The sequence below is a fragment of the Paenibacillus nuruki genome (genome assembly GCF_001721045.1).
Classification (GTDB): domain Bacteria; phylum Bacillota; class Bacilli; order Paenibacillales; family Paenibacillaceae; genus Saccharibacillus; species Saccharibacillus nuruki.
This window is the reverse complement of record NZ_MDER01000031.1, coordinates 103,687-128,733: the sequence shown is the minus strand read 5'-3', so window position 1 is coordinate 128,733 and position 25,047 is coordinate 103,687. Positions and strand designations below refer to the sequence as shown.

Sequence of the window (25,047 nt, the reverse complement as noted above, 5' to 3'; positions counted from 1 at the left end):
GTTACACCTCTTGAAGAGAGATTAGGAATGTACGAATTTCATAAGGTGCAATGTCTATCGACAATGGAGAATGATGTTGTTCACCAATCGGTTGTTCCATCAGATTACATTCTTGCCAGCTAGTGATTTTTAGATCGCTAGTGATCTGAAGTGCTGAACGGATACCACCATATTCATGAACACGAAGTACAACCAGATCGTGATCTTCTGCTTTTTTGACTGCATCAATCATGACATGTGAAGCAGACAGAGTGAACATAGAGAATGAAGAAGGCTGTGTACTTAAGACACGCGCTGTACCTGAAGCGATCTGAAAAGGTTGATTTAATAACCATGCTTCTTGAACGGTATGCCCATCTAACCAATCTCCAGCATGAGGGTAAAGTGAATACGTAAACTCGTGTTGCCCGTAATCTGCTTGCGGATCAGGGTAGATCGCAGATTTGAGAAGCGACAGACGCATCACATTGTCTTTAATATCATAGCCATATTTGCAATCGTTCAGCAGACTCACACCATAATTACGCTCAGACAAATCAGCCCATTGATGACCTACACTTTCAAATCGTGCCCAATCCCAGCTTGTATTCCAGTGAGTAGGACGCTTCACATTACCGAACTGGATATCATAGGTAGCTTCTGTAGAACGAATCTGTACAGGGAAAGCGACTTTGAGTAATTTTTGACGTTCTTTCCAATCGACATGTGTTTTGAAGTCGATTCGGCGACTATGAGCATACACGATTAATTGCTGTGTGATCACAGTCTCATCATACTGCCAGACAAATTCTACTATGGTCTGAAGCGTTCCTGTTTCCAGTAAACGTACAGAGATGAGATGATTGATTTCTTCCATCTTTTCTTGATAAAAAATATCGATATCCCATGAATCAAAGTTCATCGGTTTGTCTTCAAACAGTTGCAATACATTGCCTCGAGCTTCTGGAGCAAGCACTTGACGTAAATTTTCCAAATCGATAATTTGAATCAGTTGTCCTTGTTCATTCCATTGCAGTTCATAATAAGGAGTCACTAATTTGCCTTCTTCATATAAGAAAGGTACAGAATCTACTGTTGTCGTATCGTCGGAATCAACAACAGGCTGATAATGAATTGTACGTACTCCCATCGATGGAAGGAGAGGCGTGTGAACAATCCAGTGATCGCTTGCACGTTGCACTTGTAAAGGATGTTGCTGATCGTCTGTCCATGTGTACGCATCGGCTCCACATAGTGCAAATGGAATCTGAACTGTAGACGAGACTGCCCATGAAGAACTATTGAATACAGTGATGGTGTGATCATCTGTTGTTGTTAATACTGTTGAAGCAGATGTCCATGCTTGTTCACCGATCTGCTGAGCTTGGGCATATTCTTTGGTGCTATCTTCATAGACTTCTGCAATCGAAGAGCCTGGAATAATATCATGGAATTGATTACGCAAAATGATTTTCCAGCCTTCATTTAATTCTTGCTGATTGTAGTTTGACCAGTCGGACTGAAGGATGCTACTCATCGTCTGTAGCCATTCGGTTTCCCGATAAAATAACTCTAATTTGCGATTCATTTTTTTGTTATATGCCTGACTGGTATACGTACCACGGTGATATTCCAGATACAATTCCCCATCCCATGTATGCACATAACGATCCGTCTGATCGAACGACTGATGCAACTGTTCGAAATAATCGTCAGCCCGTCCAGTGGTTACATGAGGAACACCGGGTACACGATCCAATTGACGACGAAGTTCTAACATTTCACGATTTACGCCACCGCCGCCATCTCCATATCCATAGGATAAGAGTAAGTTCTGATTGACTTCTTTGTTCTGATAACTATTCCAGATGCCTTGAACAGTCTGAGCTTCAATCAACCCATTATACGTATAAAAGAAAGAATTACCGCCTTCCCAATCATCCGGTGTCGTAATAAAATGAGTCAGTACTTCTGAACCATCAATACCACGCCATTGGAATGTATCATGCGGCATCCGATTGACTTGATTCCAACTGATTTTGGTCGTCATAAATGTATCAAAACCTGATTTTTTTAAAATTTGTGGCAATGCCCAGCTGTAACCGAATACGTCGGGTAACCACAAATAACTACTAGATACACCAAATTCTTGTTCGAAAAAGCGCGTTCCGAATAAAAATTGTCGTACAAGCGATTCGCCAGAAGTTAAATTACAATCCGCTTCTACCCACATGCCACCGCCAGCTTCCCAGCGACCTTCGGCAATACGTGCTTTAATCTTTTCATAAATATCAGGATAATCTTGCTTAATATAGTCATACAATTGAGGTTGTGTCTGAAGAAAAATATAATCAGGATCATGTTCCATTAAGCGCAGTACAGTGGAGAAGGAGCGTGCTGCTTTTTCACGGGTATGCTTCAAGCGCCATAACCAAGCGACATCAATATGTGTATGTCCAAGAGCGGTCACAGTGACAGGATGAGTCTGCTTCATCGTATCTAATTGTTGATCTAACTGCTTAGCAGCAGCATAGACTGATTCATAGAAAAGGTCTGAGCCGGGCTTCGACCAATTGATCAGCTGGAACGATTGATCCAGACATGTGATCAAAGCAGAACGTTCATACACCGTTTCTGGTAGAATCGTGATCGCTTGTAAGATGGCTTTAGCAGTATAAAAAAAGGTATCCACTTGTCGATCCAACCATGCGATCTGTGAGCGTTTGAGCTGATGATTCATTTCACGAGGAATGCCACCACCTTCAAGCCCTGACCATAAGCGGAAATCAAGTCGGGCTTCACCAGAGTATCCCACAGGAAGAATCATCTCGATATGATTGCTATCTACACCTTGATAAAGCTGATTGTTCCAGTACGCTAATGATTCAAATCCACCATTGTTACCGCCTTCGGTGATACCAAAGTCGAACAGTCCAACTACAGTATGGTTACACCATGCCACAGGAACGTTAACAGAGGCAGAGAGCCATAGATAACGGTCTCTACCTTTCCAAAAATCGCCTGTACGCATCACTGTATTCGGATGATCTAGTGTTGCTGTTGGAGGGCGCATCCCATTTTCACCTGTGATATCTTCGATTGCGATGTATTCGGATACTTCGAAAGCCTCCCGATAACGGAGTGGTTCAAGTTGCTCAAGACGTTTTTTTAATTTATCTTCTGTGAAAAACATAGTGTGCCTCCCTTAATCAGACAATAACTTCCCAATCGTCTGCAATATGTCCAGCTTGTTTGGCGATAAAATCTTCGACTCCTGCTTGATCCGGTATCCCTGTATTGCCACCATAAGCCGATACTGAAAGGGCTCCGCACGCATTGCCATATTGCAGACATTCTCCTGTATCGTGTCCGGTTAATACACCATACATGTACCCCGCATTAAAACTATCTCCAGCACCTGTTGTATCGACTGCTGTAATCGTGTACGCAGAGCGGTAGACCATTTGATGATTCTGTACAGAAACGGCACCACGTGAGCCCATTTTAACAACCAAATGTTCAGCGTGTTGCGACATTTTGTTAATCGACTCACGAATTTCGCTACAACCTGTGTAATGTAATGCTTCTAGTTCATTGAGAAAGAAAATATCAACTTCACTCATAATTTCAAAAATACCGCTGTACCATTCACCGCTATCGTCCCAACCGACATCAAAAGAAATCGTAGCGCCAAAAGATTTGATCTTTTTGATCATTTGAATATACGCATCATGATTACGACTACCTTGATAACCGGTCAAATGCACATGCCGACCGTATCGCATACTGTTTTCATTCAAGTCTTCCATCCGAACTTCAGCATTAGAACCCATATAAGTGATAAAAGAACGATCTTGTTCAGGGTTAATCGCAATCGAAATTCCAGTGTTATTATGTTCACTTTGACGAATATAAGAGGTATCGATATTCAATTCACTGAACTCATCCAAAATAAAACGACCGTAATAATCACTTCCCAAAACGCCATTAAAAGCGACTTTGAGTCCCATTTTAGCGAGTGCCATCGAGAATAGAGCAGCACCACCGCCAATATGAATCAGCATATTTTTGACGAAAACTTCTTGACCTGGAAGTGGCATCTGATCACTGCCTGCCACAATCAGATCAATATTAGCATCACCGATAGAGACAACATCGTATTGTTTTTCGTTCAATGATAATCCCTCATTTATTTAAGGACGTAGCGCATCCCGATTTGTGTACTCTATTTCTGTAGGGTAATGGTAATCGCCCATCGGTTGAGATATTGGAATTATCCTTTGACCGATCCGACCATAATCCCTTGGACAAAATACTTCTGAATAAACGGATAAACGGTAGCAATCGGTACAACAGAGATCATGACCATCGCCATTTTCATCGATTCGGTGGTGACCGAGTTACCGGCGCTCATCATCGCATTCATGGATAAGTTTTTACGCATCGCCTCAGCAGCAGTTAACATTTGTTGTAATATCGTCTGCAAAGGTCTTAATTTCTCATCTGTGACATAGAATGCGCCAGAGAACCAATCATTCCAGTGCATAACTCCATTAAAAAGACAGATCACGGATAAGACCGGCATACTAAGCGGAATATAGATACGGAATAACACTTGAAAATCATGAGCACCATCGATCTTTGCAGATTCTTCCATACTTTGATCAATCGATTGGAAAAAGGTACGAACCAGTATTAGATTCCATGCGCTATATAGGGTAGGGATAATGTATACCCAGATGGTATTGTTCAAGTTGAACATTTTCAAAACCATAAAGTAAGGAATAATACCGCCATTAAACAACATAGTGAAGACGATAAAAATACTAGCTATACCGACACCGGGTAGGTTTTTATTTTTAAGTGCAAAAGCCGCCATCGATGTAAGCAATACACTTAGAAAAGTTCCTATAATCGTACGAAATAAAGTGACTTCCATACCTTGCAATACCGCTGGATTTTTGAAGACTTCAATATAGTTAGAGACAGAGAAGACACGAGGCCAGAATGCAATACCACCGAGCGAAGCATCTTTACCGTCATTTAAAGAAAGCGCCAGAATATTAACAAGTGGCATCAGAATAACCAGACACAATACCACCAATAACATATAGTTGATCACAATAGCGATGCGCTCATTGAGCGGTGCGTTGCCTACTGCTTTATCCATCTGCATAACCTCCGCAGTTTTAATTTGATAGGGGATGCTTGAACATCACATCCCCTGAGCAGTTCAGTGGTACAACATGATCAGATCATTGAGGATACTTACGAATTGTTTTTAGAAAAAGGCATCAATATAGAACACGACAGAAGAAGGATCGGCATTGTATTTCTCTTGTAAATATTTCTCGTATTGTTCGACTCCAGCATCTTTGAGCTGTTGACGATAATCATCAAGTAGTTTTGTAGCTTCAGTCATATCTTTAGCGAAAAAGGCTTGTACAAGCACATCTTTGTACGAATCCAGTACCGGTTTGAGCGATGCTTCAATATCAGGAACTTCTGCTAAATAAGAAGCTGCGGTATAACCATCCCAGTATTTGTATTTCGGATTACCATAATTCATCAATTCAAAATACAGTTTGTAACGATCCGGTTGGGAATTCGCACTACGGATCAATTCACCGAAATCTTTGTTATTGTTCACATCGGTTTTGCCAAGTAGACTTCCCCAGAAATAAGGAATTGTATTGCGTTCTTCACCTGGATTATTTTTCATGACATCAAGTACTTTGTCTGTATAGATATATTGCCCTTTATCATTGACCTTGTAATCTTCGCCTTCAACGCCATAATTCCATAGCGTTTTACCTTCTTTACTGGCTAGGTAGTCCATGTATTGAATAATTTGTTCTGGATTTTTGGTAGTTGAAGGGATAGCGACCACTTGGCTACCTGATTTTTCTTTTTCATAAATAGCAGTTTCGCCTTTATAATTTTCCATTTGATCCATTGGTAAATATTTTGTTTTTTCAAACATCGTTAATGAATCAGGAGCGATATTCATATAGGAAGAGATGGCGTAAGAACCATTATTGTAAGCTTCTTCTGCACGAACACCATCCATATTGAAAGCTTCTTTGTCGAGTAGACCTTCTCTAAGCAATTTTTGTACAAATTCAATACTTTTTAGTGCGTAATCGGTTTCAGCTACATGTTTAACTTGTCCATTATCAACATCAAATTGTGTACCGTTACCGAAATCGAAGTTTTTGAACAACGTACTGGTGACTTGACCGCCCCATTTACGTGGGCCAATCACAGTGATTGGTTTACCATTATTATCTTTAAAGTTTCCAGCTTTGATTTTGATTGCTAGATTGTATAGATCATCTTGTGTTTTGATCGTAGAAGGATCAACATTTAATGCTTTCGCAATATCTGCGCGAAGCCATAATCCACCACGGTAGTGAATACGGTCAGCATCTGTTGTATTTTTGGCAGGGATATTCATATGAATAAAGTACACTTTGCCGCCAAACTCTGGGCGGAACATCACGTTTTCTTTAGTATCACGAGGTAAGAAATCTGGGTCGAGATAGTTTTTGAGCACTTTGGTATTTTTGAGGTAAGGGCTTAAGTCTGTGAATAGACCTTCACGAGCACCTTTGAGAAGTACATTCATTTCAGGGCGACCACCATGATCGAGATAAGCTTCAATCACATCAGGTAAATCTCCAGTCGCTAGTGCTACTGTTAATTCTTGTAGTCCATCTGCTGCACCGCTGGATTGCCAGTTGATCGTCATGCCTGTTTTTTCTTTGATTTTGAGGGCTATCGGGTTCCCCACTTGATCATCAGGTAATTGTGCACCATCACCTTCAAGAAAAATACGTCCGGTCAAATCACGATTGGCGATAAATCCACCTTCACCGCTTTTGCGACCATCCGCAGCTACTTGGCTAGTCGCTTCACTACCACTACTGTCTGAAGAACAAGCAGACAACAACACAACCATGAACAATAAGAGACAAAGTGTAAGTGAAGTTTGGCGTTTGATCGTTTTCAATGAAATCACTCCAAATGGTTTATTGAATTACAGGGGAGTTACCGATTGAGTTAGGACTACCAGAGACTGGCTTCATTTTTACTAAAGCGTTTGACTAGATAGTTGGTTACCACAACGAGGATTAAGCCGACAAGACCTTGTAAAAGACCAACTGCTGCACCATATCCATACTGTCCTTGCATCATACCTACACGTAATACATAGGTGTCTAGAATATCGGAATAATCCGAGTTACCCGCAGTACGAAGCAAATAGTTTTGCTCATATCCTGTAGTTAACAGACTACCAATATCCAAAATAAACAGGATAGCAATGGTCGGACGAATAGAAGGGAGTGTAATATGCCAGATTTTACGCCATTTGCTTGCGCCATCCATTTCAGCCGCTTCATAAAGGGTAGGATCGATTCCAGCCATCGAAGCTAGATAGATAATAGAACCCCAACCGATATTTTTCCAAAGATACGTCAGAAACATAATGAGATAGAAATAATGACCATCCATCATGTAGAAAATACTACCGTCGCCACCGAGAGCAGCCATAAATTGATTGAAAATACCATCATCAGGAGCTAGAATTTTATTGGTAAATGCGGCAACAACCACCCAGGAGAGGAAGTAAGGGAGATAGGAGATCGTTTGGGTGATCGATTTGAAACGTTTGGAGCGAACTTCATTTAGCATTAAAGCAAGTAAGATCGGGAAAGGGAAATACACAATAATTTTGAGGAATCCAACAATAAACGTATTGAGAATTAGCTGTGTGGCATCCGGGTAAGAGAAGAATAATTTGAAGTAGCGAAGCCCTACCCACGGACCACCGAACATCCCTGCATTGAATCGAAATTCTTTAAATGCCATCACCAGTCCTGCCATAGGAAGATAGGAGAAGATGACAAAAAAGATAAGACACGGTAGCAACATCAGGTACAAGTAGCGGTTAACAACAATCGTTTTCCATAGTCCTGCCGAAGATGCTTTTTTGCTCTTCGTTGATTTTTTCGGAACGGAATCAAGTTCGGCTTGCATGGCACTACTCCTTTCATACTGGCGAATACACATGTATAGCGAAATGATACGGGTAGATTAGAGCGTTTTGATTAATGTATTTAAATAATTCAGACTGGATTCTAGACTATCCATCGGTGAACCTGGGCAATAATCCTGTTCGACAGCGTACCACTCGACCCCATTCTTTTCGCCCCATTGTAAAAGAGGAGCAAAATCGATGGTACCGCTACCTATTTCAGCAAAATAGCGCTGTTCATCGTTTGTCATATCTTTAAAATGTAAGATCGGCATACGATGAGCATACTGACGAATAATAGTGAGCGGATCAAGATCAGCTTTTTTCACCCAATACGTATCAATCTCTGCATAGACAGGTGTCGCTTCATCATATTCAAGTAAATATTGCAGTGCATATTGACCTTCCATCATCGTATGAAATTCCCAATCATGATTATGAAATCCCACTCGATAACCTTTTGGCGATACAATAGCAGATACTTTGCGTAGCTCACGTCTCACATAGAGATAGCCTTCTTCATTTTTGTGCTCATCAGGTAGAGAGTGACAGATCATATCCGGTGTACCAAAAAGATCAGCTTCAATGATGACTTGATCCAAATCATTTTTCATTCGTTCTAGACCCACATGCATCCCGGCAGTGCGAAGACCTATTTCTTGCATAACAGCGGCGATCTCGGCAGGATCATTACCATGTAGCCCATCAATCTGGACGGCTGTCCAACCCATTTTGCGAAGTTCTTTGAGCGTATAGATAAAGTCCTGTTTGAGTTCATTGCGTACTGTAAACAATTGAGCAGCTAATTTATGTTGGATCATGATCGTTCATCCCTTTCCAAATTAAGCCATTTTAGATCAGATTCGTTGATATTCAACGACAACACTGCAAAAGATTGAGCCAATTCATCCGAAGTACGAGGGCCGATAATGGCGGCAGTTGGAAATGGACGATGAAGAACAAAATAAAGCGCAATTTGCGTAGGGGTAACTTTTTTCTCATCTGCTAAGATCACAGCGCGACGATAGCGTTCCCAATTCGGTTCGCTGTAATACACGCGTACCATTTCTTCATTAGATCGATCTTCTGGAGAAAAAGCACCGGAGAAAAATCCGCCTGCTTGTGCTGACCAAGAGAGTAGTGGTAGCTGGTTGTTATCATGCCATAAAGCGGTATTTTCATCCGCCGATACGCAACCCGACCAACGTGCTTCTAAAGCAATAGCAAGAGAAAGGTTAGGGCTGTTGAATGTGAATCCTTTTAACCCTTGCCGTTCTGCATAATCATTCGCTTGTTGAATTCGTTGATAACTCCAGTTCGAAGCACCAAATGTACGAATCCGACCTTGAGACAAATGTTCGTTAAGGATATCGATAATGGGTTCGACAGCAACCGATTCATCATCTCGATGTAACGCATACAGATCAATATAATCGGTACCCAACCGCTCAAGACTAATCAGTAGATCATGGGTAATTGATTCCGGGTTGACTCTGGCAGTGGTCTCACCCTTGAGAGGATGAACACATTTGCTAAGTAATACCAATTGATCCCGATTGTTGTTCTCTTTCATCCATTGTCCAATAATGACTTCGCTATTGGTGTATTGGTATGCCATATCAATAGTAGTACCACCAGCAGCTACAAATTCATCCAAAATCCATGTACCATTCATTTTCGATAAATCACCTGTGCCTATAATCAATGGTGAAACGGTTATTTCATCGACAATAATTGTTTTCAACTGAATTCCTCCTTTTATGGAATCGATACCATACGGATATCTAAGCCATTTTATAAGAACAACTATAATGAGAAACAAGTGAAACAAACAACAATTTCTATAATATGGTATCGATTCCAGAAAGTTAAGAAATGTGATATCTGTTATCTGGAATCGATACCACATTGTGAACTTACCTTTGCATATACAATGAATGACTTGGGACTGAGAAAAGGAAGATAAAGCTGTTAAATTGATAAATAATGTGAGGTTAACTAACTTATGAAGTGTCTTAGAAGAAAATTTATGTTGAAATCGTTTTGATATGAGACATTATATTACGTATCTTTTACAAATAACAAGTACAAATTTGAAATGAATTTAATTTATTTTTTTACAACTATCTCTTACGACTAGCTCATGCTGTAAAACGATATCTGTTTTTTGTTGTGTTTTGGGACGTGTAATTAATCTGTGTAGACTTTCTAATGAAATCTGTCCCATTTCATAAATGGGTTGTTGCATCGATGTGATTGCTGGACGAACAATATTAGTGATTGTACTACCATCAAATCCGATAATCGAAATATCATCAGGAACATATAATCCTTGATCCAGTGCACAGTTCAAAGCACCTACAGCCATATCATCACTTGCTGCAAACACAACTGTGGGGCGATTTGGAAGTGCAAGTAGTTCTTTCATCAATGCTTGTCCGCTAGGAAGCTTATAATCACCAAACTTAATATAATCAGGATTAATAGCGATCTCATGTTTGATCAAAGCGTCACGAAATCCATTGTATCGACTCTGCCCTGAAGTAATATCCTGTAGATCACCACCCAGATAAGAAATAGCTGTGTGACCTGCATCAATTAAGTACTCTGTAGCATCAAAAGCCGCCTGATAATCATCGATCAATACAGACATAAATGTAGGATCAGGAGATTTTACACTGGAAAATAAAATCGGCATCGTCGCATTTTGCACAAACGACACAATATCATCATTTGTTTTTTCATGCATAATAATAATGCCTTCTACTCTCATTTCCTGAAAAATATACAGGTACTTGAGTTCTTTACTCAGGTTCTCTGCAATATTGCAGACGATCAAGTTATAACCATATTTACTTGCATTTTCTTCAATACTACTCAAAATGGTCGAATAGAAGTTGGAGGTAAGATCGGGAACGATAACACCAATCGTATTTGTTTTTTGTTTTTTGAGACTACGAGCAATATGGCTAGGGGAATATTTGAGTTCTTCAATTGCTTCATTTACTCGTGCCAGTACATCTTCGCTAACATATTTCTCACCGTTCAATACTCTGGATACACTGGTGACGGATACGCCGGCTCTTTTTGCAACATCTTTGATTTTGACAGTCATATCGCCAACTCCCTCAACTGGAAAAAAAGTAAGAGTATTTGTATCAAAAAGTACAATCGCTCTTTACCATATATTGACGAATCCCTGCATTTTCGTCAATCATTCCCTGAAATTAGCGAAGAGATGGATAGCCAATCATTTTAACTTCCAGCTATTAAATGGTAAACTATATCTGTAAGTAAGCGCTATCATATCATGAAATTTTGCAGATTGCTAGAGGGAGGAAAAAATTTTATGTCGAATCATGTTGAGATTCCCAAAACGATGAAAGCGGCTGTTATGACAGAGCCAGGTCACATCATTATCGAAGAAATTCCGGTTCCTATACCTCAGCCAGATGAAGTATTAATTCAAGTGATTGCTGTAGGCATATGCGGATCAGATGTGCATTATTATGAGCATGGACGTATAGGTCCTTACGTGGTTGAAAAGCCTATTATTTTGGGACATGAATGTGCAGGAATAGTAGTGAGTACAGGTGAAAAAGTATCACGTTTTAACGTCGGAGATCGAGTCGCTATCGAACCGGGAGTAACGTGTGGACATTGTGAATATTGCAAAGAAGGACGTTATAATTTGTGTCCAGAGGTACAATTTTTGGCGACACCACCTGTTGATGGAGCATTTGTTCAATATATTGTGATGCGTCAGGACTTTGTTTTTCCTATTCCAGAACATCTTTCTTTTGAAGAAGCCGCTATGAATGAACCTTTTTCAGTAGGAATTCATGCCGCTAGACGTTGTCATCTACAGCCCGGTTCTACAATAGCCATTATGGGAATGGGACCTGTTGGATTAATGGCTGTGGCTGCTGCCAAATGTTTTGGAGCTACACGTATTATCGTCACTGATCTAGAACCGGTACGACTAGAAGCTGCTCGCAAAATGGGTGCGACTGAAGTGATTAATGTCAGAGAAGAAGATGCTGTTGCCAAGATCAAAGAGTTAACGGGTGGCAGAGGCGTCGATGTCGCATGGGAAACAGCAGGAAATCCTAAAGCATTACAAAGTGCGTTATCATCTATTCGCCGTGGTGGGAAATTAGTGATTGTTGGATTGCCTCCACAAGATCAGATTCCTATTAATGTGCCTGCGATTGCGGATAATGAGATCGATATCTATGGTGTGTTCCGTTATGCCAATACATACCCGATGGGAATTGAATTTCTCTCTTCAGGTAAAGTGGATGCCAACATCATAATTACAGACAAATATCCACTATCTCAAACTCAAGAAGCCATGGAACGAGCGATCCATCACAAAAATGCCAGCCTCAAAATTATTGTTTATCCAAATGAGTGAATAATATTCAAAAAATGTCGTAATTTGCCGATATTAGGGGGAGAGCTCTAATATTGGCGACTTTTTCTATTTTTCAGAGAAATAAGGATGTTTTTAGCTGATATCTATCGAACAAAGCATACAGTTTGAATGTATACACACATTATGTTTAGAAAAGAGGGCACAATGACTTCTTTATCCGGTCTGTCATTTTTGAAAGCTAAATTTCCTAAAATAAAATTATTAATAGAAGCAGAACATCATAAAAAAATTCCTAAGCACTTAAAATTGTCTACAGCTGTTAATCAAGCTGCTCAATCCAATATATTTGCTGAGTATCAAGATAGAAAAGCGTATCTACATAATTTTGATTATCCAGAAAAAGAAGCTGTTCAATTTTTAAGTTCATTGCAGGGAGAGCATATTGATCATATCGTTTTTTATGGAATCGGCATGGGTTACCATATCCAGCATTTTCAAAAACGATTTCCAAATGCGACTTACTCTGTATATGAACCTCGTCTAGCAATTGCAGAACAAGCTGTTACTCATATAACCAAAGAAGTTTTTGAAGATGTACATTGGAGATCTTTTGAGATATCAACGTCGCCTAGTCACTATCTTCATTTTTTGCAATCATTTATAGATCGTACACCAGGAACGATAGCGCTAGCGATTCTTCCATCATATGAATATTTATTTGAGCAAGAAACCAATCATTTTAAGGAAGCTTTTGATCAAATATTAAAACATAAGCGTAACAATATGATGGTGAGTCAAAAGTTTGGTCTTCATTGGGTAGAAAATAGTCTACGTAATTTCAAGCATGTCTGTCATACACCTAATATTTTTCAACAGAAACCATACTTCAAAGATAAGCCTATTGTACTCGTATCCGCTGGCCCGTCTTTGGAGCAAGAAATACCTTATCTTCGTCAAATGAAAGAGGAGCAATCTGCTTATATCTTTACAGCAGGTTCTTCCCTTTCGGTGTTGATCAATCATGGGATTTATCCTGATGCTGCTTGTAGTTATGATCCAAATCCGCTTAATTATCGAGTGGTTGATAAAGTGAAAGATCAGAAGATTGACCGGATTCCTCTTATTTTTGGTTCTAGTATAGGAGAACATATTTTAGATGAATACCCTGGTGAAAAATTACATGTTATTACTACTCAAGACACGGTATCTTCCTACTTTTTCCCTGCCGTCAATACAGGTTATCCAGTAGTACAAGATGCGTCATCTATTGCAATTATAGCTCTTCAAATAGCTTCGAAATTAGAATGTGGACTTATTATTTTAGTCGGGCAAAATTTTGGTTATCACAATGGCAATCAGTATGCCAGTGGTATTGATTATGTGAACCCCACTCAACAATTTGATCCGAAGTTATCGATTCAGACGGAAGATGTAGAAGGGAATATGATATACAGTAATCCTTCTTTTCTATCGATGAAAAAAGAGATGGAACTGTATATTAAAATGCTAAATCCCAAACAAGTTATTAATACAACTAAAGGTGGGGCTGCTATTGCAGGGGCTAACTTTATGTCTTTGACAGCTGTAATCGATCAATACCTTTCTGCTAATACGATCGATTCTAACTGGATGCATCAGCAGGAATTATATCCGCTACATCATATTGAACCTGCAAAATATCAGTTAGAACAAGAACATCAAAAGGTACAGAAATCGATGGTAGAAATTCAACATATTTTTAGAGATATGAGTTGGTATGTGCAAGAACAACAAATCGAGTCACTATCAACATTATTCCCGATTTTTGATACTGCTTTTGACCGGTGGCTAAATAATGGATTCAGTAAAATGATTCTTATTCCGTTGAATCGAGTTCATTATGAGCGGTTATATCAGCAAGTAGAAAACATATTTCAGGAACAGCATCCTGTGGAAAAAGCAAAAGCCATTTTATATTATTATGGTTCTTTTATGCAGCAAATTGAAAAATCGTATACGACCATCTTACCTTTGTATAAACAACTATAAGTAATCTTAGATATAAATAAAGCTTCTAAAAAAGGGGATCATTATTAATGGGAAAACTAAAAAGGAAAAATCCAACTCAACAAACAAAATGGGAAAAATCAAGCAAAGCTATAGGTATCAGTTTGACTTTGATTCAACTAGCTAATATGTATTCTCCGATTATTCCTCGCGCAGGAGCAGAAGCTATGCCTAGTGAGTATAGTTCTTCTAGTGAGAATAACACCGATTCTGTAAATAATGATGTGTATGGAACACCTAGTGTTGAAGCGAACCCAACATTTAGGTTGCAAAGTTCAGAAATATCTTCATCATCAGGCATTAGTTTGATTGATTTTAGACCGACTTCTTCTGGATTAACCTCACTTATTCCTACGCTGGGTATGTCTTTTTCTAAGCAAGTTCAATTGGGAACAGGTGCAATCAGCATTTATAGAAGTAATGATAAAAATAAAGTTGAAGAAATTAAAGTTTCTAGTGGTCGTATGGAAGGAGCTACTTACAATTTAAGTGGCAGTACGTTGCAGATCTATACAAATGATACATTGCCAGATCAGACTGAATACTATGTAAATGTAGATCCAAGCGTTATTGTTGATGAGTACGGTGCACCCTTTTCTGGTGTAACTGGAGAATATACATGGACATTCCGTACACCTGATTTTACAGCACCAAAAGCAAGTTTTGAAAGTAGTTATGATAGTGGTTTAAGCAGACCAATCTGGCTCAAAATGCAATTTGATGAGTCTATTCATAAACGGTACGGAAGTATCATTATTCGCAATGCAGCAGATGACAGTATTGCTATGAAAATGAGCACATCAGGGGGTTCATTTCTCACAGAAAGTGGACAGCCTGTTTTTTCTTTTATAGATGAGAATGCATTTCATTTTCAGACTCAAGGATTAAATAGTGGAACTGCTTACTATGTAGATGTCACTTCAGGCACATTTAGTGATGATTCTAGTAATACTTTTCCAGGTATTCAAGGGTCACAAGGGTGGAGCTTCAAAACTGTAAGTACCGTGGATACGACGAATCCATCTTTGATATCGCATGGTGCATCTGAAGATAGTCTAGCACCAACGCTATATTTAACATTTGATGAAGTTGTAGAACTAGGTAATGGAGCGATTACGATTTATCGTGCGGACAACGATCAAGCTGTAGAAAACTTGATTGTCTCGGGTGGACATATTTCAAGTGCAACCTACAACCAATACAGTGGAGCACGTTCTATACGGATTGAGACGCAAACTTCATTAGACGATGAAACGGAATACTATGTATCGATTGCACCGAATACATTTAAAGATACCGCAGGAAATAGCTTTTCTGGATATAGTGGGAAAGATTGGATCTTCCGTACACCAGATCGGACTGCACCTAAAGCCAGTTATGTGACGACTTATCCAGAGCAACAAGGAGATCCTGTTAAACTAAAACTATTCTTTAATGAAGATGTGAAGGTCAATAACTACGGAAGTGTTATTATTCGCGAAGTGGCTGATAATAATGCAGTAATGACGATGTATGCTTACAGTGGACATTTCAATGCAAGTAGTGGAAGTTTATACTTGAATCAATCTGGCAATACGTTCTATTTTGAAGCGTATGGATTGAACAGTGGAGTAGAATATTATGTAGATATCCAATCGGGTACATTTGTAGATCAAGCAGGCAATGGATTTGAAGGATTTCCTCCCAATGCGAAGGAATGGAGTTTCAAAACATCTACTACTATAGATACAAGAAATCCATCTTTGATATCGCATGGTGCATCTGAAGATAGTCTAGCACCAACGTTATATTTAACATTTGATGAAGTTGTAGAACTAGGTAATGGAGCGATTACGATTTATCGTGCGGACAACGATCAAGCTGTAGAAAATTTGATTGTCTCGGGTGGACATATTTCAAGTGCAACCTACAACCAATACAGTGGAGCACGTTCTATACGGATTGAAACGCAAACTTCATTAGACGATGAAACGGAATACTATGTATCGATTGCACCGAATACATTTAAAGATACCGCAGGAAATAGCTTTTCCGGATATAGTGGGAAAGATTGGATCATTCGTACGCCAGATCGGACTGCACCTGAAGCTAAATTTTCTACTAATTATAATAGTGGTGTAGGTGCACCTATTTGGATCGGTCTAGAATTTAATGAACAAGTTCGTCCATCTACCGGTAATATTATTATTCGTAATGAAGCTACTGGTGAAAAAGAAATGGTTATTCATGCATCAAGCGGATATTTTTATAATGAAGCAGGAGAAGGTGTATTCTCTTACGAGGATAACAATAGATTCTACTTGCAAACACAAGATCTAAACAGTGGCGCTACTTATTATGTAGATATGTCTTCAGGTATGTTTGTAGATATCGCAGGTAATGTATCTGCGGCAGTCAATGCTAGAGAAGGTTGGAGTTTTACAATATCTAACCAGGCTAAGGGCGATATTGTATCTGTAGTACAGGGTATTCTAGAGAATCAAACGATTCGTAATTTGCCAGTTCAATTAACCGCTGGAGAATTATTACGTGGGTTAACACTTACACCTAATGCATATGCATTAGTATATACAGATAACGGGGTACCTGTGAATTCAGCTACTGTGATTACTACAGGTATGCAAGTGAAAGTATGGTCTACAAATGGGACAAGTAAATCATATTCACTAGAAGTAGAAAAATCGACTTCTAAGAAATCCGACTCAGATAAAAAAACAGGTAATAATCAACCAAGTACACCAGTTAGCTTTGCGCCTACAAGTCCAGTACCACTACCACCTGTACCGACCGCAACAGGTGGTAGTGGAGGAGCACAACCACAAGCGACAACAGGTAATTCGTCTAATAATGGAACGTCATCTGTTCCAAGTACGACTAATCCATCGTCTGGAAATACTGCACCTGTGATTACATCGAGTCCAAATGTACTGGTTATCGTAGCACCTCTACAAGCTGTAGCAGACACAGTGAGCTTACAAGCGAATAGTCCGTCTACCAATGCACTTGTTTATTACTATGATAATAACTGGGATAAATGGATTGCTGTGCCGACAACACGTGAGAATAATAATCTGAAAGCATCTGTTCCGCAAGGAGCATGGACTTCAGTGATCGCGAACTCGAATATGGCGCAGCCTCAAGACACAATCAACAGTTGGGCGAATAAAGATATTTTGAAATTAATGAGTCTGGATATTGTACAAGGAGATGCAGCAGGTAGCTATAATCCACAACAAGCTGTGAATCGCTATGAAATGGCAGTTATGCTTGCCAAAGTGCTACGCTTGGATATTCCTACAGTATCTGTGGCTTCGGTAACTACGGATAATTCTGCAATGCCAGCATGGGCAGAACCTTATGTACAAGCAGTATCTGCACAAGGAATCATGGTCGGCGATAACAACGGATTTAACGGAACACGTTCGATTACGCGCGAGCAATTAGCTACAATGATTGGTCGAATGTTACCAACGTCTACGACAACTACTTTATCGCCAGTAGATTATAAAGATGCTAAAAAAGTATCTGCATGGGCAACACAAGGTGTGCGAAAAGTGAATACACTTGGGCTCATGAGTGGTTATCCAGATCAGACATTCCGCCCGAATCAGGAAGTGACCCGCGAAGAAATGGCAGCTGTGCTCTCCAAATTAGTCGATATCCTTCCTTCATAGGATCTATGTATATCTTACACAAATCGGTAGTGCCTATAGGTGCTACCGATTTTTTTGTCATTAGAAAAACTCTATAATTCTTCTGATAAAATAACTAGAATAGCCTCGTTATTAGCTCAATATTTGTTATAATTTAAACTATGATGACAATCTATAGTTCAAAGTCATAGAAAGGCTGTCTGGCATGGCAAAATACCCGCAATGGTCTTACTCTCAATCTCGAGCAAATATGTTCGATGAATGTTTACGCAAATATTATTTTCACTACTATGCTGCTCATAATGGTTGGAGCGAAAAGCTGGGCTCAGAAGAACAAGTCCATGCTTATCGTTTAAAACAATTACGCAACTTCTATCTATTATTTGGTGATCTGGCTCATCGGATGTGTGAATCGGCACTTCGCCAATGGGAAGAATCACAAACGGCTCCAAGACAAGCATTTTTGTTAGAGCAAATGCGTAAATTATTGAATGAAGCATATATTCAATCTCAAGATGTAGAAGCTTGGTTGAATAATCCTAAATACCATACAATGCTTTCCGAAATATATTACGGTGACGATACATTGAATAGCCGAATAGCTACGATTAAGCAGCGGCAAGAAGAATGTATTCGTCATTTATACGATACGTTAACCTGGAAAGAAGTTACACGGTCGGATATGAAGATTTTAGAAATTGAAAAATGGGATACGATGATATTATTCGATACTAAAGTCTATGTGAAAATGGATTTATTGTATCGCAAACCGGATGGTACCGTAGTAATTGTCGATTGGAAAACAGGACGTGAAGACGATTTCTCAGATCAATTGTATCTGTATGCTTCGTATGTAAAAGAAAAGTACAATATGCCACTGGAAAAAATCCAGATTCGTGTTGAATATCTGGTAACAGGCGAATATAAAGAATATCGGATTACTTCGGAAGATATTATTAAAGTGGAACAAAGTATTGGTCGATATATTGAAGAAATGAAGTCTTGTTTGGATGATGATTATTACAATCGTCCCAAGCCAGAATCCTTTTTTACACCGATGCCTTCACAGCGAAAGTGTAAAGACTGCAATTTTCGTGAAATTTGCGAATTTAGGGCGGTATGAATAGTGATGATTAAAGGAGGATGGGTTTGTGTTTAATGCTTCTACCCCAGAAGAATCTGTACTAGCCCATATGTATGCCAATACCCCCGAAGGTATTGCGATATTTTCTGCGCAAGGGCAATGCGTACAAGCCAATCCTGCATTATGCCGAATATTAAAATACGAAGAGTCCGAATTACGGAATCTTTTAACAATATGGAATGTAGCTGATGAATGGCTAACAGATCAAGTAAAACATAGCACCACCATAGAAAAAGTAGAACGTCGTTGGATGAACGCTGACCATGTCCCTGTGTGGTTATCTATACATGTTTCTTATGTATTCTCAGATCAGGAACAGCAGTTACAATACATGATGATGTACATTACAGTCGTGCAAGATCGGGAAGCCGAAGATTTATATTCGATGATTGTACGTAATTCTTCCAGTATTGTTTCTGTGAGTGGAGCCGATGGCAATATTCAATATGTCTCGCCTTCAGTCAAAAAGATTTTGGGATATGAACCGTCTGAAATGGTTTCTCGAATGAGAATGGAATACTACCATGAAGAAGACGCACAAGAAATGTACCAACCTGGAAGTATGTATGCAGATGACAGAACATTTATAAGACGTGTCAAACATAAAGATGGTCATTATATGTGGTTAGAAATTTTTACACAATTAATGCGAAATGATCAGGGTGAAGTAGAGAAAGTACTGGCTATCGCTCAAGATGTCACCAAGCAAAAGTCGGAAGAAGATATTATTGCTCATGCGCATCGGATGGCTTTACTGGGTGCATGGAATTGGGATCTACAAGGAAATACGATTCACTTTTCGAAAGATATTCGCCGAATCTATGCCAAAAGTATAAAAGCGGTTGAAGATAATCTTGATTCGTATCTGGCAGTTGTACATCCCAAAGATGTAGAGCAAGTAAAGTATTGTATCGAAAAGGCTATTCACCAAAAAACAAGCGAAGAAATGCGCTACCGGATTCGGTTACCCGGCAATGTACAGAAAGTGATTCATGGATACTGGGAAGCGACGCTTGATAAAGAGACTCAGCAACCATTGCAGTTGATAGGACTGGCTCAAGATATTACCGAACATTACCTGATTAGCGAGCAATTGCGTGAAAGCGAACAGAAATACCGTATCATTACCGAGCATTCATTAGATATGATCTCCCGTCATGCTGATGATGAACACTCGACTTTTCTATATGTCTCTCCTGCTTGTCGATTGATTCTTGGCTATGAAGCAGAAGAATTGATCGGAGGTCCGGGGTATAGTCATATTCACAAAGAAGATTTACCGTTATTTGTTCATTTTCTTAAAGGTGTACGAGAGCAAAAAAATGAAAAAGAAACGGTTGTTTTTCGTTGCCGTCACAAAAAAGGACATTATGTCTGGTTAGAAACGACAAGCCGGTATGTGTACAGCCCAGAGGGAGATGCCTATGGATATACAGCAGTCTCCAGAGATATTACCGAACGCAAACATTTAGAAATGGTTCTTCAAGATAATGAACATCGCTACCGTTCTTTATTTGAAAATAATCCTTCCGGTGTATGTGCAGTTGATCTCAAAGGGCATTTTATCTCGGTAAATAGTAGTCTGGAAGAAATTACAGGGTATTCTCGGTATCATTTAATCGGGCAACCGATATTGTCTTTATTTGAAGAAAGTAGTATTGAGCGCGTCATCCATCATGCTAAATTAGCAAGACAAGGAATCCCGCAGACGTATGAATTAAATGTATATCGTCAAGATGGTTCACTATTTCCTGCCAACATTACCAATGTACCGATTGTAGCTCATGGGGAAGTTATCGGATTATACGGAATTGTGACTGAAATTACAGAATTAAAGCAATATATTCATCAGATTGAACGCTTAAGTAATGAGCATTCTCTTATTTTAAATGCAGTATCGGAAGGTATTTTTAGTATCAATAGTGAAGGCGAAGGAATGTTTATTAACCACGCTGGTGCGATGATGCTAGGGCTGGATATTGAAGATCATTTATCCGATTCTACACGTACGAATCAAATTCGTAACTGGGGTATTCAAGATGATGATGTGTTAGGTGAAGAATCTTCTATTATTCAAGCAATCCGCCAAGGTAAACCCAATCAAGAAGAAGAAACAGTCTTTTGGAAAAAAGATGGGTCTAGCTTTCTGGCTGCTTATCAGGTGACGCCTGTTATAGATCATGGAGAACAACGGGGTGCAGTAATTGTATTCCGCGATATTACAGGGGAAAAAGAAATTATTCGAGCCAAAGAATCAGCAGAACGCGCAGATCGAGCGAAGTCTGAGTTTTTGTCTGTGATGAGTCATGAATTACGTACACCGATGAATGGCATCATAGGTATGAGTGGACTGCTTGCAGATACAGAATTGGATGAACAACAGCAAGGGTATCTGGATATTGTCTGCAACAGTAGTGAGACATTATTGCATTTGTTAAACGAAATTCTGGATTTCAGTAAAGTCGAAGCTGGGAAAATGACACTGAATACAGAGCCCTTTAATTTACGATCGATTTTGGATAATGTACAAGAATTATTTACATTTAAAGCACAAGATAAGCAGTTGGATTTGGTATTTGAGATGGATGAGTCGATACCACACTGGATGGTAGGAGATGCAGGTCGTATCCGACAAGTGCTTGTGAATCTGGTTGGAAATGCGATTAAATTTACAGAGGCAGGTTCAGTTACTGTACATGTTCGTCCATTAGAACGTGAAGAAGGACAGTCTGCGATTTGTGAAGAGTTATGGTTAGAATTCTCAGTTAAAGATACAGGAATCGGGATTCCCATTCATCAGCAATCTCAGTTATTTCAACCGTTCTCCCAATTGCATCCTGTGTTAAATCGGAAGTACGGAGGAACAGGCTTAGGATTATCTATTTGTAAAAAGCTAGTTGAGTTGATGGGTGGAAGTATCGATGTAACCAGTGACGAGAATAGGGGCGCTACATTCTACTTTGTATTGAAATTAGAAGTATCTGCTGAATTGAACGATCTCGCTGTGTTGCCTTTAGATATAGAATCACGCTCTAACCCGATTCGATTATTAGAAGATGTACAGGTCACTTCCGAATATTATCCTATGCGTATTCTAGTAGCAGAAGATTATGTGGCGAATCAGAGAGTATTACTTGCCATGCTAAGTAAATATGGTTATGAAGCTGATCTGGTAACTGATGGACAACAAGCGGTACAGCAAGCGACAGAATCCCATTATGATCTTATTTTTATGGATGTGCAGATGCCGAATATGAACGGAATAGAAGCGACTCAGCACATTCATAATTATTATACAGCTCAAGACATGCCGATCATTATTGGAGTTACTGCTTTTGCAAGAAAAGAAGATCGGGAACGTTGCCTGACAGCAGGAATGAATGATTTTATCAGTAAGCCGGTTATCACTGCGGATCTACAAAGAGTCTTATCTCAATGGAGTCAGCATATTCATCATCGTGTAGATTCATTTGCTGCTCGTTCTCAATCTTCTTTACAGTTTGAAAAAGATCATCAAGAATAAAAACAGGCACACTCAAGCTAATAAAAAAGCGTAATCCTTCTATACATCAGAGGAATACGCTTTTTTTATTTCTTAAATCCGTTTATTCGTTTAAAGGATCAATTTGTACCATAGATTGCTTACCACTGACCTGAATTCCTGTTTTGGCTTTACCTGATGATTGAAGATCACGCAATAATTCTTCAATAATCGTTTTAGCTTTAGCCGATTCTTTGCTACCTTGTGTTTTGACAACTAGTAATACAGCATTATGCGATTGTAGAATACGTTCAGCCTGATTTTTTTTCGTTTCATAATCGTGATCTTCGATATTAGCAGTTAAGCGAATTTCTTTGATTTTAACGGGTTTATCACTTTTTTTGGATTGTTGTTTATTTTGTTTAGCGGCACCTGCTGAGATCAATTGACAAGGAGGTGGGCTACTATAAAGAGAAGTACAGACAAGATCAACTTTTAGTTGTTTAGCCATTTGCAAAGCTTCAGCTGTAGGTACAATCCCCAGGTCTTCTCCATTAATTCCTGTTAATTGCACTTCAATTGCTTTAATTTTTTCATTTTTAATCACTTTTTTATCCTCCAAAACCATATTTATTCGTCCTACTTAGTATACAATAGCATCATTTGATGACGATATTGAGGTTTTACAAATATAACTTTAACTGGGATAATGAAAAAGAAATATATTATCGAAAGGGGAACATTATGAAAAATAGAAAATGGGTTATCATGCCGCTAGTACTGCTCCTTGTCCTGTTGTCAGGTTGTCAGGCTGTAGGTAATCTAGACATCAATAGTGCCATGGTTGGTGATCTTAATGTAAAATCGATCGAAACCAAACAATCGCTTGCAGTTCAATTAACACCTGTTTCAACAGCGTCGGCAGAAGAGCGCAAAATAGCAACCGTTTTGAACGGAATGCAATTGAACATCAATCATGCCAAACTTCAAGAAAACGGAAATGTTTCGGTTGAAGGTGGTATCGCTTACAGTGGAATGACATTACCTTTCCAAATGTTTATGGATACGAAAGGAGTCACGATTGCGTTGTCTGGTGCGCAAAAGCCATTATACATACCTCTAACTACAGAAGAACAAATGGCTTTTTTACCTGCTAGTCTAACAATGAAACAAATTGAAGATCAAGCGAAAGAGTTGATTACCAAATCAGCTAGCTTATTTTTCAAACATGCTCCTAACCCATCCAATGTCACTGTTGATTCTGTGACTCAAGAAGTGTATGGAGAGTCTGTAGATTTGACTCATTTGCATATTGAACTTACCGGTGAAGAATTTATCGGATTGGTTAAGCCTTTCTTAACAAGTATCTCTACGGATGAAGCGGGCTGGCGTGATCTGTTAGCTACGTTGTATGACTTTATCACGTATGCGGAATCACAAATGAGTGATGAAGAAAAAGATTCTGTATCTTACTTCACTTTGGATCAGACAAAAGCTGAATTTGTTAATGAATCGTATGCTGAGGTTCAATCGTTTTTGAAAGATGTATTGTCTGAATATGATAAATATTTGAAAGAAGTCTCTGCTGAGCCTGAATTCAAAACGATTTTCGGTACAAATACACGTCTTACATTAGATCTTTATTTTGATAAAGATATGCATACCCGTAAGCAAATTGTAGACTTAACAGTCGCTTTGCCTAGTTCAGAGTATGTGCCTTACAGTATGTTTAATCTGCATACCGAAAATGAGAACTGGAATGTAGATGGAAATATTGTCGCTGATCCGATTGCAACACCTAATGGTGTTCTAGATGTCACTTCCAAAGATTTTACACCAGGTGCGTTATTGCGCAGCTTCGATACGACTTCACCTGTGTATTTGTTATTACATGATGTCGCAGGGATTGCTAACAAATCGATCTATATTGATAAAGATTCATCTTATTCTTCATACGATGTAGTGACTAAAGATCGTGTGTTACTAATGTCAGTTAAACAGTTAGCTGAAGAATTTGATGCTAAGTTCACATGGAACCCAACAACCAAAACAATCACACTGACTGATGATATTACTGGCGCTGTGACTACACTTCACTTGAATTCTAACAAAGCTGTAACTGATGGAACTACGAAAACAATGACACATAAAGTGGTCAAAATTAAAGGCGTTACTTATGTACCAGTACGTTCTGTCGCTGAGATTTTAGGAGCTAAAGTTACTTCTGAATCTTCTTATATTGTTGTCGAACGTAAATAATAGTTGCTCAATAAATAGTTATCAGAAGAAGGATATTCTACTTATGTAGAATATCCTTTTTTGGTCTTC

Annotated in this window: 15 protein-coding genes; 6 read left to right on the top strand and 9 right to left on the bottom strand. The window is 39.1% G+C overall.

From position 1 onward, the window contains the following. Position 1: 1 nt before the first annotated feature. From PTI45_RS06345 to PTI45_RS06310, 8 genes are all read right to left on the bottom strand, one after another. Positions 2-3,172, bottom strand: a complete 3,171-nt coding sequence (locus PTI45_RS06345; protein ID WP_069326703.1) for an alpha-mannosidase — start codon at positions 3,170-3,172, stop codon at positions 2-4. Between the two features lie 16 nt (positions 3,173-3,188). Continuing rightward, on the bottom strand, positions 3,189-4,154 hold the full coding sequence (locus tag PTI45_RS06340) for a carbohydrate kinase family protein (protein WP_069326702.1): 966 nt from the start codon (positions 4,152-4,154) through the stop codon (positions 3,189-3,191). 98 nt (positions 4,155-4,252) lie between these two features. After that, positions 4,253-5,149: a carbohydrate ABC transporter permease gene (locus tag PTI45_RS06335; protein ID WP_137221186.1), complete on the bottom strand. Its 897-nt coding sequence runs from the start codon at positions 5,147-5,149 to the stop codon at positions 4,253-4,255. Positions 5,150-5,260: 111 nt separating this feature from the next. After that, complete coding sequence (locus PTI45_RS06330) at positions 5,261-6,991, bottom strand: extracellular solute-binding protein (protein WP_083243386.1); 1,731 nt, start codon at positions 6,989-6,991, stop codon at positions 5,261-5,263. Positions 6,992-7,047: 56 nt separating this feature from the next. Further along, on the bottom strand, positions 7,048-8,019 hold the full coding sequence (locus PTI45_RS06325) for an ABC transporter permease (protein WP_069326700.1): 972 nt from the start codon (positions 8,017-8,019) through the stop codon (positions 7,048-7,050). A gap of 57 nt (positions 8,020-8,076) precedes the next feature. Next, positions 8,077-8,838 carry a sugar phosphate isomerase/epimerase family protein gene (locus tag PTI45_RS06320; RefSeq protein WP_245703438.1) on the bottom strand — a complete coding sequence of 254 codons (762 nt, stop codon included), beginning with the start codon at positions 8,836-8,838 and terminating at the stop codon, positions 8,077-8,079. Next, entirely contained in the window at positions 8,835-9,761 is a 927-nt protein-coding gene (locus PTI45_RS06315) for an aldo/keto reductase (protein WP_069326699.1), read from the bottom strand. The genes PTI45_RS06320 and PTI45_RS06315 overlap by 4 nt, the downstream gene beginning before the upstream one ends. A gap of 360 nt (positions 9,762-10,121) precedes the next feature. Beyond that, the gene (locus PTI45_RS06310) at positions 10,122-11,132 is read right to left on the bottom strand and encodes a LacI family DNA-binding transcriptional regulator (RefSeq protein ID WP_069326698.1); all 1,011 of its coding nucleotides are present in this window, start codon (positions 11,130-11,132) and stop codon (positions 10,122-10,124) included. A gap of 234 nt (positions 11,133-11,366) precedes the next feature. Here PTI45_RS06310 and PTI45_RS06305 point away from each other — a divergent pair, with 234 nt between their 5' ends. The 5 genes from PTI45_RS06305 to PTI45_RS06285 all read left to right on the top strand — a co-directional run bounded on the left by PTI45_RS06305 (position 11,367) and on the right by PTI45_RS06285 (position 22,761). Further along, on the top strand, positions 11,367-12,434 hold the full coding sequence (locus PTI45_RS06305) for an NAD(P)-dependent alcohol dehydrogenase (protein WP_069326697.1): 1,068 nt from the start codon (positions 11,367-11,369) through the stop codon (positions 12,432-12,434). Between the two features lie 144 nt (positions 12,435-12,578). After that, positions 12,579-14,423, top strand: coding sequence for a motility associated factor glycosyltransferase family protein (locus PTI45_RS06300; protein ID WP_175425129.1), 1,845 nt, complete (start codon positions 12,579-12,581; stop codon positions 14,421-14,423). Between the two features lie 47 nt (positions 14,424-14,470). After that, complete coding sequence (locus PTI45_RS06295; RefSeq protein WP_069326695.1) at positions 14,471-18,115, top strand: Ig-like domain-containing protein; 3,645 nt, start codon at positions 14,471-14,473, stop codon at positions 18,113-18,115. 184 nt (positions 18,116-18,299) lie between these two features. Then, complete coding sequence (locus PTI45_RS06290; protein WP_069326694.1) at positions 18,300-19,217, top strand: PD-(D/E)XK nuclease family protein; 918 nt, start codon at positions 18,300-18,302, stop codon at positions 19,215-19,217. Between the two features lie 28 nt (positions 19,218-19,245). Then, on the top strand, positions 19,246-22,761 hold the full coding sequence (locus tag PTI45_RS06285) for a PAS domain S-box protein (RefSeq protein ID WP_069326693.1): 3,516 nt from the start codon (positions 19,246-19,248) through the stop codon (positions 22,759-22,761). A gap of 82 nt (positions 22,762-22,843) precedes the next feature. Here PTI45_RS06285 and infC read toward each other — a convergent pair whose 3' ends face one another. Continuing rightward, positions 22,844-23,326: a translation initiation factor IF-3 gene (gene infC / locus PTI45_RS06280; RefSeq protein ID WP_069326863.1), complete on the bottom strand. Its 483-nt coding sequence runs from the start codon at positions 23,324-23,326 to the stop codon at positions 22,844-22,846. A 137-nt stretch (positions 23,327-23,463) separates the two neighbouring features. On the opposite strand from infC, the gene PTI45_RS06275 reads away from it, so the two are divergent. Next, positions 23,464-24,978, top strand: coding sequence for a copper amine oxidase N-terminal domain-containing protein (locus PTI45_RS06275; RefSeq protein WP_069326692.1), 1,515 nt, complete (start codon positions 23,464-23,466; stop codon positions 24,976-24,978). Positions 24,979-25,047 lie beyond the last annotated feature (69 nt).

Coding starts and splice junctions, on each gene's coding strand:
- PTI45_RS06345 (WP_069326703.1), bottom strand. CDS start 3,172: ATGTTTTTCACAGAAGATAAATTAAAAAAACGTCTTGAGCAACTTGAA.
- PTI45_RS06290 (WP_069326694.1), top strand. CDS start 18,300: ATGGCAAAATACCCGCAATGGTCTTACTCTCAATCTCGAGCAAATATG.
- PTI45_RS06310 (WP_069326698.1), bottom strand. CDS start 11,132: ATGACTGTCAAAATCAAAGATGTTGCAAAAAGAGCCGGCGTATCCGTC.
- PTI45_RS06295 (WP_069326695.1), top strand. CDS start 14,471: ATGGGAAAACTAAAAAGGAAAAATCCAACTCAACAAACAAAATGGGAA.
- PTI45_RS06335 (WP_137221186.1), bottom strand. CDS start 5,149: ATGGATAAAGCAGTAGGCAACGCACCGCTCAATGAGCGCATCGCTATT.
- PTI45_RS06305 (WP_069326697.1), top strand. CDS start 11,367: ATGTCGAATCATGTTGAGATTCCCAAAACGATGAAAGCGGCTGTTATG.
- PTI45_RS06300 (WP_175425129.1), top strand. CDS start 12,579: ATGTTTAGAAAAGAGGGCACAATGACTTCTTTATCCGGTCTGTCATTT.
- PTI45_RS06320 (WP_245703438.1), bottom strand. CDS start 8,838: ATGATCCAACATAAATTAGCTGCTCAATTGTTTACAGTACGCAATGAA.
- PTI45_RS06275 (WP_069326692.1), top strand. CDS start 23,464: ATGAAAAATAGAAAATGGGTTATCATGCCGCTAGTACTGCTCCTTGTC.
- PTI45_RS06325 (WP_069326700.1), bottom strand. CDS start 8,019: ATGCAAGCCGAACTTGATTCCGTTCCGAAAAAATCAACGAAGAGCAAA.